This is a genomic window from Bacillus sp. 2D03 (genome assembly GCF_003946765.1).
GTDB classification, from domain to species: domain Bacteria; phylum Bacillota; class Bacilli; order Bacillales; family Bacillaceae_G; genus Bacillus_A; species Bacillus_A cereus.
The window spans coordinates 85374-99394 of the sequence record NZ_RPSJ01000013.1 but is presented as its reverse complement, the minus strand read 5'-3'; the positions used below and the strand labels follow the sequence as shown (position 1 = coordinate 99394).

The following is a 14021-nucleotide window of genomic DNA, read 5'->3' as shown; positions in this document are numbered from 1 at the left end:
ATTATAAAACAAACATTTGGAGGAATTAAAATGTCAGCAACTACAACAAACTTAAAAGAAGCAATCGTGAACCGCCGTTCAATTCGTAAAGTAGCAAAAAACGATGCAATTACGAAAGAAAGAATTGAAGAAGTGTTAAAAACAGCTTTACACGCACCAACATCTTTCAATATGCAAAGTGGTCGTATGGTTGTATTAATGGATGGAGAGCATGAAAAGTTTTGGGATATCGTTAAAGAAACATTAAGAGCCCGTGTACCAGCAGAAAACTTTGAAGCGACTGTAGAAAGACTAAAAGGTTTTCATGCAGGTGTAGGAACAGTTCTATTCTTTGAAGATCAAGCAACTGTAGAAAAAATGCAAGAAAATGCACCATTATATAAAGATCAGTTCCCATTCTGGTCTCATCAAGGAAATGCGATGTTACAACATACTGTGTGGATGCTATTATCTGCTGAAGGAATTGGGGCGTCATTACAACATTACAACCCAATCGTAGATGCTGAAGTGAAAGAAACTTGGAACATTCCGGCAGAGTGGAGCTTAGTAGGTCAAATGCCATTTGGTGAACCAAACGAACAACCAGCAGAAAGAACGTTCTTGCCTACTGAAGATGTAGTGAAATTTTATTAAGAAATACAATATGTAACGAGAAGGAAGCTGTGCTTAAAAACAGCTTCCTTTTTTGTAGTGGTGTTAATTTATGCGAATTTAGGGAAGAAATATAAGAAATAATACGGTGAGAAGGGAATTAGAAAAATGAATGATGAGAAAAAATATACAGTGGTAGGTACTGATGTTGAGGAAGTAAAGCGTTTAAATAAAAATTCAGGATTAACGTATAATCAAGTGAAAGAAATGTTAGCAAAGCAAATGCAAAAAAAGAAGTAATTAGATTGAAATCTTTCATTTTTTCATTTAGCATTTTGATTGGAGAGAGTTAAGTAAAAGGTAACTCTCTTTTTTGTATAGCTAAGCATCTTATAGAGTGGAGGAAGCAACATGAAGAAATGGGTAAAGGTAACGCTGTCTATCACTGGAGGCATTGTCTTATTAGCGTGTGCCGGTGGATATTACGTGTATAAAAATTATTTTCCAAAGGAACCTGAGCGTATTGTATATGATAAAGAAAGAGTGCTACAACCGATACATAATCAGCTTAAAGGAATCAATATAGAAAATGTAAAGATAAAAGAAAAAGAAGTCGTAAATGCGACTGTAGATGAGCTTCAAAAAATGATTGATGATGGAAAGTTGTCATATGAAGAATTAACGAGTATTTATCTCTTTAGAATACAAGAACATGATCAAAATGGAATAACATTAAATTCTGTTACAGAGATAAATCCTAATGCGATGGAAGAAGCAAGAAAGTTAGATCAAGAGCGGGGTAGAAACAAAAATTCGAATTTATATGGTATTCCTGTCGTTGTAAAAGATAATGTACAGACGGAAAAAGTGATGCCGACTAGTGCAGGAACTTATGTATTAAAAGATTGGATTGCAGATCAAGACGCAACAATTGTGAAGCAGTTGAAAGAAGAAGGAGCATTTGTTTTAGGAAAAGCGAATATGTCTGAGTGGGCGAACTATTTATCTTTTACAATGCCAAGCGGGTATAGCGGGAAGAAAGGACAAAATTTAAACCCGTACGGTCCGATTACATTCGATACTTCAGGATCAAGTTCAGGATCTGCTACAGTAGTTGCAGCAGATTTTGCGCCGCTTGCAATTGGAACAGAAACGACGGGATCGATTGTTGCACCAGCGGCGCAGCAATCAGTAGTTGGGTTACGTCCATCTTTAGGTATGGTAAGTAGAACAGGAATTATTCCATTAGCTGAAACTCTTGATACAGCAGGACCTATAGCAAGAACAGTAAAAGATGCAGCAACGTTATTTAATGCAATGATAGGTTATGACGAAAAAGATGTTATGACAGAAAAAATGAAAGATAAAGAAAGAATTGATTATACAAAGGATTTATCAATAGATGGATTAAAAGGGAAAAAGATAGGGCTTCTTTTTTCTGTAGACCAACAAGATGAAAATAGAAAAGTAGTAGCAGAAAAAATTAGAAAAGACCTTCAAGATGCAGGTGCGATATTAACGGATAATATCCAGTTAAGTACTGAGGGTGTAGATAATTTGCAAACATTAGAATATGAGTTCAAGCATAATGTAAACGACTATCTTTCACAGCAAAAGAATGTACCGGTAAAATCGTTAGAAGAGATTATAGCGTTTAATAAAAAGGATAGTAAAAGGCGAATAAAATACGGACAAACATTAATTGAAGGGTCTGAAAAATCTGTTATAACGAAAGAAGAGTTTGAAAACGTAGTGCAAACGAGTCAAGAAAATGCAAGAAAAGAGCTAGATAGGTATTTAGTAGAAAAAGGTTTGGATGCTCTAGTTATGATTAATAACGATGAAGTTCTTCTATCAGCTGTAGCTGGTTATCCGGAATTAGCGGTTCCTGCTGGATATGATAAAAATGGAGAACCAATCGGTGTAGTGCTTGTAGGGAAACAGTTTGGTGAAAAAGAGCTTTTCAATATTGGATATGCGTATGAACAGCAGTCTAAAAATAGAAAATTACCTAGTTTATAAAAGATTATATGAAAAATAACTGGAATCCACCGAAATATGTTGGTGGATTCCAGTTAAACGAATCTAACAATATGAAAAGAAAAAAAGGATTCTTCTCAATTAGTAAGAAAGATTGTCTATAGGAGTTCATAAAATGTAATATATTCAATTTCCATCCATTGAAGGGGGAGGTTAATTCTTAATGAATGAAGTAAAGAGTTTTTTTCGAAGTAGAGGGTTTCAACGGTTTCTCGTTTTAATAATAGTAGCGCTTGTATTATACGCATTAAAAAGTATGATTAATTTAATATTAATTACGTTTATACTGACGTTTTTAATGGATCGATTTCAACGTTTTATTTCAAGAAAATTGAAAGTAAACCGGAAAATTGTTATTGCATGTTTATATATAATACTAGTTTCCTTTATAGGCACAACGTTATATAAATATTTACCTGTGCTGACGATACAAATTTCACAATTAATTTATCAGTTTAAACTATTTTTTCAAAATCCACCTGATAATGAAATCGTTAAATATGCACTTTCGACAATTAATGGGATGGAAGTATCAAAATATATAGAACAAGGTGTGGATGTCATCTATCAATCGATAGCAAATATAGGGAAGGTAAGTTTACAAATATTATTATCTCTAATTTTAAGCTTATTTTTCTTATTAGAAAAAGAGCGTATTATTACATTTACATCTAAGTTTAAAGATAGTAAGTTAAAAATCTTTTATGAGGAAATTGCATATTTTGGTGAAAGATTTGCAAGATCGTTCGGCAAAGTAATTGAGGCTCAGTTTTTAATTGCCGTTGTAAATTGTATTCTTACTGTCATTGCATTAATCGTTTTAGGATTTCCACAGCTACTTGTATTAGCTGTTATGATTTTCTTACTAGGGTTGATTCCTGTTGCAGGTGTGATTATTTCTTTGTTTCCACTTTGTATCATTGCTTACAACGTAGGCGGAGTTATGTACGTAGTATACATACTCGTATTCATAACAGTAATCCATGCTCTTGAAAGTTATTTTTTAAATCCGAAGTTTATGTCTGCAAAAACAAATTTACCAATATTCTACACATTTATGATTCTTATCTTCTCAGAGCATTTCCTCGGAATATGGGGGCTTATTATCGGGATACCAATCTTTATCTTTTTATTAGATGTACTTGATATAAATAATGAGGATGAGACTAAAAAATAAGAAATGATAGAAAATCACTAAAAAGTCATAGGAGATAATGAAAATAAAAAAGCAATCCAAAATAAATTGGATTGCTTTTTTATTTTCATTAAAGAACCGGAGCCATTGTTTCTTTCAATACTTGAACAGAGTGGTCGAATTTTAATTCTTCATCTTCACTTAATTCAACCTCTAAAATTTCACGAACACCGCCGCGATTTAAAACAGTAGGTACCCCGATATAAACATCTTTTTGACCGTATTGACCTTCTAAGTAAGCTGATACAGTTAATACACTATTTTCGTCGTTTAAAATTGCTTTTGTAACACGTAGAAGTGACATACCGATACCATAATAAGTTGCGCCTTTACGCTCAATAATATGGTAAGCTGCATCACGGACGTTTATGAAAATTTTGTCTAAATCTTCTTGATTATACGTGTTGTCTTTTTCAAGCAATGTTTGTAGTTTTTGGATACCAACGGAAACATGGCTCCAAACTGGAAGTTCAGTATCGCCGTGTTCTCCGATAATATAAGCGTGAATGTTGTGTGGACCAATATTGAAGTACTCACCTAACATATAGCGGAAACGAGCAGAATCAAGCGTTGTACCAGAACCGATTACACGTTCTTTCGGTAAACCAGATTCTTTCCAAGTTACGTAAGTTAAAATATCTACAGGGTTTGTTGCGATTAAGAAGATGCCATCAAATCCGCTATCCATAATACTGCGAACGATTTGTTTAAAGATTTTGGCGTTTTTCTCAACTAAATCTAAACGTGTTTCGCCTGGCTTTTGTGGTAATCCAGCTGTAATAACTACAAGGTCAGCATCTTTACAATCTTCGTAGCTGCCTTTCCATACTCTAGTTGGAGCTGGTGCGAATGGAACAGCATGACTTAAATCCATTGCTTCTCCTTCAGCTTTTGCCTCATTTACATCGACTAAAACAAATTCTTCAGCTACGGCTTGGTTAATCATGCAGTAAGCATAACTACATCCAACTGCTCCTGTTCCTACTAATACAACACGGTTAATACCTTTTTTCATTTCAAAATTCCTCGCAATTTCATTGGTTTTGTTATGTAAGATAATACGTCTTACTTCTATAGAGTCATATCTAGTTTATTACATTTTATAAAAGATATTCAAGTATTTGAAAATGTATCCGTGCAAATCCGCGAACAAAACATAGGAATTCAGTGAACCGAATATAATTCAGTAAAATCCTTTGTAAAAGGGGAAATGGCATGGGGAACCCATTAGCAATGGAAGAAATGCTTCATATTATTCATGCAGGGCTTGTTAAAAAGAATAACTCAAAACGGATTACGATTGCAGGTGCAGGGATTTCTGGATTAGTTGCAGGTTCTTTATTAAAAGAGGCTGGGCACGAAGTAACGATTATAGAAGCAAATAACAGAATAGGTGGCAGGGTGTATACGATTCGGGAACCATTTAGTGTGGGTTTATATTTTAATGCGGGACCGATGAGAATCCCTGACACCCATAAGTTAACCTTAGCGTATATTCATAAATTTAAACTACCTTTAAACCTTTTTATAAATAAAACTTTTGCAGATATCATTTATACGAATAACATTCAAACGAGATTGAATGTGTTTGAAAATGATCCAAGTGTACTTGAATATCCGATTTTGGATAAAGAAAGAGGAAAAACGGCAGAAGAGCTAATGATTGAAGTATTAGAACCAATACTAAATTATATTAAGAAGGATCCTGATAAAAACTGGCTTATCGTTGAAAAAAAGTATAAAACGTATTCGCTTGGTTCATTTTTAATGGAGTATTATTCAGATGGTGCAATAGATATGATTGGGGTACTTCTTGATATGGAAGCTTATATGGGAATGTCCTTAATTGAAGTATTACGTGAAATGATTTTCTTTACTTCAACAACGAAATATTATGAAATAACTGGTGGAATGGATAAGTTATCGAATGCATTCTTACCACAATTAAGGGAACATATTTTAATGCAGTATAAGGTTGATAAAATTATACAAGAAGATAATAAAGTAATGTTACAAGGAAATCATGAACAAACGTTAGAGCAATTTACAATAACAAGTGATTTTGCTATTATTACAATTCCATTTTCAGCGTTAAGATTTGTAGAAGTTCAGCCATACTATTTATTCTCTTATTTTAAAAAAAGAGCAATTCGTGAATTAAATTATATTGCTGCAACTAAAATTGCAATAGAGTTTAAAAGTAGATTTTGGGAGAAAGCGGGACAGTGTGGCGGTAAATCTATTACTGATTTACCGATACGGTTTACATACTATCCGAGTTATGGCATTCATACTCCAGGACCAGCTATCGTTATAGCAAGTTATACGTGGGCAGATGAGGCGTTAACATGGGATAGTCTCCCGCAAAGAGATCGTATTCGTTACGCATTAAAAAATTTAGCGGAAATATACGGTGACATCGTCTATAGTGAGTTTGTCACTGGAACATCTTTTAGCTGGAGTAAAAATCCGTATTCTTGCGGTGCATTTACAGCTTTCGAACCAGGCCAAGAGCTCGAGTTATTTCCGTATATTACACCACCATCTGGAAAAGTACACTTTGCAGGAGAGCATACGACATTAACACATGGGTGGATGCAAGGGGCAATTGAGTCTGGAGTTAGAGTTGCATATGAAGTAAATGAACAGTGAATCTCTTATATTTACAAATGGTCATTCTTTTAATAAAATAATAAGTATAAATCGTAATTATTACGCTTTGAATACATTTGAAGTAAAGAAATGGATGGTCGGTTGAATGAATAAAGTGGAGATTCATATATTAGGTGGTTTTTTAGGTAGTGGAAAATCAACATTATTACAAAATTTATTGTTAGCAGAGAAAAAGAAGAATAGAAAAGTTGCAGTATTAATGAATGAAATTGGTGAATACTCAGTAGATACAGATATTATTGGAAAAGAGAATGTTTTAAGAGAACTTCTTAAAGGATGTATTTGTTGTACGTTAAAAGAAGAGCTTGAAATACAATTACATTCGTTATACCAACAAGAAAGACCAGATGTAATTTATATAGAAACGACAGGTGTTGCGCATCCAATTGAAGTGTTAGACGCGTGTGTCTCGCCAATTTTAGCTCCTTTTCTGGAAGTGAAATCAATTGTAGTCGTTTTAGATGCAGTAAGGTGGTTAAATCGAAGTATATTAAGTGCAAATGTACAACAGCTATTGCATGAGCAACTGAAATTTGGTAGTCACATTCTTGTTAATAAAGCAGATTTACTAACAGATGAAGATAAGAATACAGTATTTGAAGAAGTAAAGGCAATAAATGATCATGCGAAAATGTATGAGACAAAGTATTGTAATATATCTTTAAAAGATATAGAAGAAGCAGAATTTCCAAATGATGAGGAACACGAGACACTACATGTCAAACAGCATTTACATATACAAACGATGACATATCAATTTACGAAACCGATTGATCAAGACAAATTATATGAATGGCTTTCGAATTTACCAGATAGTATTTATCGAGTGAAAGGTTTTGTGAAATTCCATGGAGATAAATACCCTCACCTATTCCAATATTCGTTCGGAGTACCAACTTTATTAGAACAAGACTTCGGTTTCCCGACAAACTTAGTAGTAATAGGAGAAGGACTAGATAAGAAACAATTGGCTGAAGGGTTAGAGAAAGTAGAACTTAACTCTAATTAAGGGGAAAAGACTAACTTAAAAATAAGTTAGTCTTTTTGTATGGTCATTACTGAAATGAAACAGTATTTTCAATTGGATTGCAGAATATATATTGATTGTATGTCCGTTTCCATTACATAGGAAGGTGATTATATATTTGTGCCGAATGTAGAGGGTACTACAAGAGTTTTCCATTATCTATCGAATTAGTTAGTCATGATTACGGACAGGGGATTTTGGCGTGTTTGATTCTATCAGAAAGTAAAGTATGGGGAGGATCACAATGTCGATGAAAAAACGTAAGTGGCTAAAGACAATGTTTACTGGTTGTGTTTTAGGTTCGTTATTAATAACGGCAGCTTGTTCAGGAAAGAAAACAAGTACAGAGGATGAAAAAACGATTAAGGTAGGAGTCCTTGCTTCTTTAACAGGACCGCTAGAATCGTATGGAAAACAAACAGTGAACGGATTTGAATTAGGGTTAGATTATGCAACTGGTGGAACTGGGAAAGTAGATGGGAAAAAGATTAAGTTTGTTGTAGAAGATACAGAAACGAAAGCGGATGTAGCAGTTAAAAAAGCTACGAAGTTATTAGAAGAAGAGAAAGTTGATTTTTTAGTTGGATCGTCTAGTTCAAGTGATACGTTAGCGGTTTTACCACTGGCCGGGGAATATGAAAAGATTATGGTTGTAGAACCGGCAGTTGCGGATAGTATTACCGGGAAGAACTGGAATAAATATATTTTTAGAACTGGAAGAAGTTCCTCACAAGATGCGATTGCAGGAGCAGCAGCAATTGCGAAAAAAGATGTAAAGATTGCGACATTTGCCCCAGATAACGCTTTTGGTCGTGAAGGGATTGCTGCATTTAAAGCGGGTGCGAAAAAATTAGGTGCGAGCATTGTGAATGAGCAATACGCGGATACAAATTCAACAGATTTTACAGCGAATATTCAAAATATCATTAGTTCAAAACCAGATTATTTATTTATCGTTTGGGCAGGGGCAAATTCACCTTGGAAACAGTTGAAAGATATGAATGTGGAAGCACAAGGTATTAAAATTTCTACAGGTGCGCCAGATATACCAGCATTAAAAACAATGGATGCATTAGTAGGTATGCAAGGTTTTTCTGTATATTATCACACACTTCCAAAAAATAAAGTGAATGATTGGCTAGTTGAAGAGCATAAAAAACGTTTTAATGGTGTAGTGCCAGATTTGTTTACAGCGGGAGGAATGTCAGCAGCAATTTCTATTGTAGAAGCTTTAAAGAAAACAAAAGGTGATACAGATGTAGATACCTTGATTAAGAAAATGGAAGGAATGGAATTTGATACACCGAAAGGAAAGATGAAGTTTAGAGAGAAGGACCACCAAGCGATGCAGACGCTGTATTCTATCACATTGAAAAAGCAAGATGGTGTTGATTATCCGGTGCCAGTGTTAGAGCGAGAATTAACGATGAAAGAAACAGAACCACCAGTTCAAAATAAATAGACTGAATTTTCTGTTGTTTTTGTATAAAGAGGGGGGACCCTCTTTATACATATTTCCTTCATACTCACGGCTTTAAAGGGAGGGATTTCGTGACACATTTGCTAGAGACGAAAAATCTTAGTGTATCTTTTGGTGAACATCAAGTTATTAAAGATGTAAATTTAACTGTCCAAAAAGGAAAGCTCATTTCTATTATTGGGCCAAATGGTGCGGGGAAGACAACATTATTTAATTTACTAAGTGGACAGATTTCACCTACAACAGGTGAAGTGTATTTTAAAGGGCAAGATATTACAAAACTATCGATTTCAGATCGAACACGCTTAGGAATCGGTCGCTCTTTTCAGCTTACAAACATATTCCCAGAATTAACGGTACTTGAAAATGTCCGTTTAAGTGTTCAATCATTCGTACAAGATTACTATAGTTTTTTCCCGAGTTCAGCAAAATTAAAGCAACAAGTTGGAGAGGCGAGACGTTTCTTAAAAACAGTATTACTTCACGAGAAAGAGAACATATTAGCGAAAGATTTGGCACATGGAGAGAAAAGAAAGCTAGAACTTGCGATGTTATTGGCTTTAAAAACGGATGTGTTATTACTTGATGAGCCGACGGCAGGTATTTCGGTTGAGGAAGTCCCTGCTATATTACAAGTAATTGAAAATATTAAGAAACATCCAGAGAGCACAATTGTACTTATCGAACACAAAATGGATATGATACTAGGTTTGTCAGATCATCTTATCGTTTTATTTCATGGAGAGTTATTGGCTGAAGGATTGCCAGAAGAAATTATGAAAGATGAGCGTGTACAAAGTGCTTATTTAGGGGGATTATATAGTGGCACTATTACAAGTGAATAATATAGAAACGTATTTAGATCAGTTTCATATTTTGCAAGGAGTATCTCTTGCTGTTGAGAAAGGGACGATTACTGTACTGTTTGGTAGAAACGGGGCAGGGAAAACAACGACATTACGTTCAGTTATGGGATTTCACCGGATTGCAGATGGTGAAATTTATTATGATAGTGCAAAAGTAAGTGGATTACCTACACATTTAATTTCAAGGAAAGGAATAGGGTATGTACCAGAAAATCAAGGTATTTTTCATGATTTGACAGTAGAAGAAACATTCGCTCTTGCTAGGGGAAAAGGTGAGGAAGTAGAAGGGAAAATAGAGTGGATGCTGGAACTATTTCCGGATTTAAAGCAGTTTTGGAATAAGAAAAGTGGGCTCTTGAGCGGAGGGCAAAAGCAAATGTTGGCTATTTCAAGAGCGTTTATTAATAGTGATGGATTATTACTTATTGATGAGCCGAGCAAAGGGCTATCCCCGATAATGGTGGAGAAATTAATGGTAGCTATTTTGAAGATGAAAGAGAAAACAACAGTTTTACTTGTTGAGCAAAATTTTATGATGGCTAGTCAAATTGGTGATTATTTTTACATTATGGATAACGGACGAATTGTTCATAACGGTTTTATGAATGAATTAAAAAAGGATAAGGAAATGTGTCATAAATATTTAGGAATCTCTTAACATGAATCCGAGGTGAAAAGGATGGATGTGTTAATCAATTTATTTGTAAATGGGATTTCAACAGGGATGCTCATTTTTTTGTTAGCATCAGGTCTTTCACTTATTTTCGGTCTAATGAGCGTTTTAAACTTTGCACACGGTGGTTTATTTGCATGGGGAGCATTTACAGGTGTTTGGTTATTTAATATGACAGGAAGTTATATATTAGCTTTAGTTGGAGCAGTAGCCATGGGAATGTTCCTAGGATTTATTTTAGAAAGGTTTCTTATTAGACCGGTATATGGAAATCATGTTCGACAGCTGCTCGTTACGCTTGGAGGAATGCTCGTTCTTAGTGAGTGTATTAAAATATTTTGGGGGCCAAACCCTATTAGTGCAAAATTACCGTTATGGTTACAAGGAAGTTTTACATTCGGAGGTATTATATTAATTAAATATCGTCTATTTGTTATTTTGATTGGGATAATTATTTACATTGCACTACTACTATTACTCAAAAAGACGAAGATAGGTCTTATGATCCGTGCAGGTGTAATGGATAAAGAAATGGTTCAAGCGCTTGGTATTAATGTAAAAGCGATATTTTCTTTCGTCTTTTTATTAGGAGCAGGGATGGCAGCTTTGGGAGGATTCTTATTAGCTCCGTATTCGGGCGTTATTTTCGCCGAGATGGGCATGCAGTATGCAATTTTAGCTTTTATAGTAGTAATTATCGGTGGATTAGGAAGCGTTCAAGGTTCAGCTATTGCTTCTTTAATTGTCGGATTAGCTGGTGCTTTTACAGCGTATTTTATACCAGATTTATCACTTGCAATTAATATGTTAATGTTACTATTTTTCTTAATAGTGAAGCCAACTGGACTTGTTGGTGAAAAGGGGTGAAATGGTGAACAACACATCGGACCGAATTAAAGTATACTTTGGAGTATGTATGCTCATTTGTTTAAGTGTATTTCCGTTCGTAAATGATTCAAGGAGCTTGTTAATTTTGTTCACTCAAATCTTCATCTTTGCTATTTTTGCAATGAGTTTTGATGTATTGCTTGGGTATACAGGAATTGTATCGTTCGGTCATTGTATGTTCTTTGGGATAGGAGCATATGGGGTAGCGCTTTTATTTGATCGACAAGGCGTATCAATAACGAACTTTTTAATTGGAATAGTAGCTGCAATTATCGTTTCAGCAATCGTTAGTTATATAATTGGTTTGCTTTCTTTACGATTGAAAAGTCATTTTTATGCAATGTTAACACTTGCTATTTCACAGTTGTTTTTCGTACTTGCTGAAAAATGGCGTGGGCTTACTCACGGAGGAGATGGTTTTACATTTGGGGTACCAGAAATATTCCGTGATCGTTTTACTTTTTATTATGTATCACTTGTATGTTTATGCTTTATTTTTATTCTATTACGTCTTTTTACAAAGTCTTCTATTGGGAAAGTATTAAAGGCAATTTCACAAAATGAACAACGTGTTGAAGCACTTGGATATAAAGTCCTCCATTATAAAATAATCGCAAGTGTAGTGGCAGGAATAGTAGCTGCAATTAGCGGTGGTTTATTTGTTATTACATTACGCTTTGTCAATACGACTGTATTTTCAATTGAAATGACATTAAATGCATTATTGATGACGATGATTGGTGGGGTTGGAACGTTAATTGGAGCAATTGCTGGGTCTGGGATTATTGAATCACTAAAATATTATTTATCAGAACTAGCGACGGAATATCCGATTTTTGAAAGATGGACGATTATTCTAGGTTTATTGTATATTATCGTGCTACTCGTTTTTCCGAAAGGATTGGTTGGGACGGTTAAGAAATTGAAGAGTTTTAAAAGGAATAAAAAGGAGAAAAGTACAGAAGTGGAGCAAAACGTGTGAAAAATCAATTGTATACAAAATAAAAATCCCTCTTTTATACTCGTAAAAGAGGGATTTTTATTTTGAAAAAAGTATGTAATCAAAGTCATTTTATTAATCAAATAGTTCATCAGGGATATGCTTTATAAAGGTTTGATTCGTAAAAAAATGAACAGCTAAATTCTCAAGGGGAACATCTTCAATTATTACTAATGTATCATTTTTAATCGGTAAAAAAGCTATTCCTTTTCCAGCATCAATAAACTCTTCTATAAGCGAATAAGAATCCAAATGTTGAAGTTGTCGCTGAGATAGATTGTTTTCTTTTAGAAATTGTATTGTCTTATTCCTAAAAGGGCACTTTTTGTCATTGCTAACGAAGAAAATTTCTTTTGAATAATCAATGGTACATTTTTCTTTCGCTTTTAATAAGCCTACAGAAATTGAGGTTGTGAACACTTTTTTAAACGATGCGTCAGGATAATCCTCATAAGTTATGACCATATCAACTTTTTGTTGCTGAAGTAATTTTTGCAAATGACTACTACTTTCTACATATATTTGATAATTTCTGAAGTTTTCTTCAATACGCTTACTTAAATAATTTGTCAAAATAGATTGTGACGTCGCTATTATATAAGAAGAACCACTCGTTTTAATTTCATCTTTTACTTCTTCTAATAGAGTTAATATTTTATTCGTGTAATCTAATAAAATGTCACCAGCAGGTAACAAGGAAACGCCTTTGTTATCTCTATGTAGTAAAGGCGTTTCTAATTCTTGTTCTAATTTTTTGATTCGCTCAGTTACGTTCGGTTGAACATATCCTAACTCTTTAGCAGCTTTACTAATAGAACCCTCACTGGCCACAGTTTTGAATATAATAAGATCATTTATTTCCATGTATCTCAGCCCCTTATGCACTATCATTATAAATGATACCAAACATAATTTATACCTATTTTACGTTAGTCAATCATCGGTTTATCATTATGTATATAGGATAGAAAGTGAGTGATAAACATGATTGGAATGCAATATAAGGTCATTTTGCCAAAGGATTATGATATAAAGATTATTAGGAATAGGGTAAAGGATAATGGGCATAAAACTGATGGTTTTCAAGACCTGAATTTTAAAGCTTATTTAATTACTGAGGTAGGTAAGGACGGGAATTTCTATAACTGTTATGCACCTTTATATATTTGGAATGGCCATGAAGGAATGAACAAATTTATCTTTGAAGGATATTATGATAATATTTTACAATCTTTTGGATGGCAACAAATAAATATAGGTGTTCCATTAGTTGTTAATCTAAGTGATGATTTTAAGAAATGTAAGTATGTTGTTGAATACGTGGGGAGTATTTCTCAAAAGAATTCATTGATTGAAACTCAATTTAACTTTTTTAATAAGAATGTCCAGAATACAGAAAATTGTAAAGGGAATGTAATAGTGTATAACCCAGATAAGTGGGGATATAGTCAGTTTGAATTTTATGAAGTAAAGCCTGAAATTGAAGAGATAGGGGATATTACATTATATGAGGTTTTACACATTTCACAGTAGATGCGGAATTGAAATAGAAATAAATTATTTATAAAAAATCCATTTTGATTCAAGT

Annotated in this window: 14 protein-coding genes; 12 read left to right on the top strand and 2 right to left on the bottom strand. The window is 33.9% G+C overall.

The annotated features are described in order from the left end of the window. Window positions 1-30: 30 nt before the first annotated feature. The 4 genes from EBQ15_RS24685 to EBQ15_RS24675 all read left to right on the top strand — a co-directional run bounded on the left by EBQ15_RS24685 (window position 31) and on the right by EBQ15_RS24675 (window position 3808). On the top strand, window positions 31-633 hold the full coding sequence (locus tag EBQ15_RS24685; RefSeq protein ID WP_001277011.1) for a nitroreductase family protein: 603 nt from the start codon (window positions 31-33) through the stop codon (window positions 631-633). A 126-nt stretch (window positions 634-759) separates the two neighbouring features. After that, window positions 760-891 carry a hypothetical protein gene (locus EBQ15_RS31820; protein ID WP_000997344.1) on the top strand — a complete coding sequence of 44 codons (132 nt, stop codon included), beginning with the start codon at window positions 760-762 and terminating at the stop codon, window positions 889-891. Between the two features lie 111 nt (window positions 892-1002). After that, window positions 1003-2613: an amidase family protein gene (locus EBQ15_RS24680; RefSeq protein WP_000759468.1), complete on the top strand. Its 1611-nt coding sequence runs from the start codon at window positions 1003-1005 to the stop codon at window positions 2611-2613. A gap of 181 nt (window positions 2614-2794) precedes the next feature. Further along, complete coding sequence (locus tag EBQ15_RS24675) at window positions 2795-3808, top strand: AI-2E family transporter (RefSeq protein WP_001006598.1); 1014 nt, start codon at window positions 2795-2797, stop codon at window positions 3806-3808. 88 nt (window positions 3809-3896) lie between these two features. On the opposite strand, the gene EBQ15_RS24670 is transcribed toward EBQ15_RS24675, so the two are convergent. Further along, window positions 3897-4841 carry an L-lactate dehydrogenase gene (locus EBQ15_RS24670; RefSeq protein WP_000715328.1) on the bottom strand — a complete coding sequence of 315 codons (945 nt, stop codon included), beginning with the start codon at window positions 4839-4841 and terminating at the stop codon, window positions 3897-3899. 200 nt (window positions 4842-5041) lie between these two features. On the opposite strand from EBQ15_RS24670, the gene EBQ15_RS24665 reads away from it, so the two are divergent. The 7 genes from EBQ15_RS24665 (at window position 5042) to EBQ15_RS24630 (ending at window position 12415) form a co-directional block, all read left to right on the top strand. Continuing rightward, window positions 5042-6478, top strand: coding sequence for a flavin monoamine oxidase family protein (locus EBQ15_RS24665; protein ID WP_000528013.1), 1437 nt, complete (start codon window positions 5042-5044; stop codon window positions 6476-6478). A gap of 106 nt (window positions 6479-6584) precedes the next feature. Next, window positions 6585-7508, top strand: coding sequence for a CobW family GTP-binding protein (locus EBQ15_RS24655; protein ID WP_001044939.1), 924 nt, complete (start codon window positions 6585-6587; stop codon window positions 7506-7508). A gap of 262 nt (window positions 7509-7770) precedes the next feature. After that, window positions 7771-8988 (top strand): substrate-binding domain-containing protein, encoded by a 1218-nt coding sequence (locus tag EBQ15_RS24650; protein WP_000062003.1) that lies wholly within the window; start codon window positions 7771-7773, stop codon window positions 8986-8988. Between the two features lie 89 nt (window positions 8989-9077). Further along, window positions 9078-9851, top strand: a complete 774-nt coding sequence (locus EBQ15_RS24645; RefSeq protein ID WP_000149337.1) for an ABC transporter ATP-binding protein — start codon at window positions 9078-9080, stop codon at window positions 9849-9851. Next, window positions 9829-10530, top strand: a complete 702-nt coding sequence (locus EBQ15_RS24640) for an ABC transporter ATP-binding protein (RefSeq protein WP_001196696.1) — start codon at window positions 9829-9831, stop codon at window positions 10528-10530. The genes EBQ15_RS24645 and EBQ15_RS24640 overlap by 23 nt, the downstream gene beginning before the upstream one ends. A 21-nt stretch (window positions 10531-10551) precedes the next feature. Continuing rightward, window positions 10552-11412 carry a branched-chain amino acid ABC transporter permease gene (locus EBQ15_RS24635; protein WP_000382787.1) on the top strand — a complete coding sequence of 287 codons (861 nt, stop codon included), beginning with the start codon at window positions 10552-10554 and terminating at the stop codon, window positions 11410-11412. A gap of 49 nt (window positions 11413-11461) precedes the next feature. Continuing rightward, window positions 11462-12415 (top strand): branched-chain amino acid ABC transporter permease, encoded by a 954-nt coding sequence (locus EBQ15_RS24630; RefSeq protein WP_002083259.1) that lies wholly within the window; start codon window positions 11462-11464, stop codon window positions 12413-12415. Window positions 12416-12508: 93 nt separating this feature from the next. Here EBQ15_RS24630 and EBQ15_RS24625 read toward each other — a convergent pair whose 3' ends face one another. After that, complete coding sequence (locus tag EBQ15_RS24625) at window positions 12509-13297, bottom strand: LysR family transcriptional regulator (protein WP_000404990.1); 789 nt, start codon at window positions 13295-13297, stop codon at window positions 12509-12511. A 120-nt stretch (window positions 13298-13417) separates the two neighbouring features. Here EBQ15_RS24625 and EBQ15_RS24620 point away from each other — a divergent pair, with 120 nt between their 5' ends. Then, on the top strand, window positions 13418-13966 hold the full coding sequence (locus EBQ15_RS24620; RefSeq protein WP_000579875.1) for a DUF4865 family protein: 549 nt from the start codon (window positions 13418-13420) through the stop codon (window positions 13964-13966). The last annotated feature ends 55 nt before the right edge of the window (window positions 13967-14021 follow it).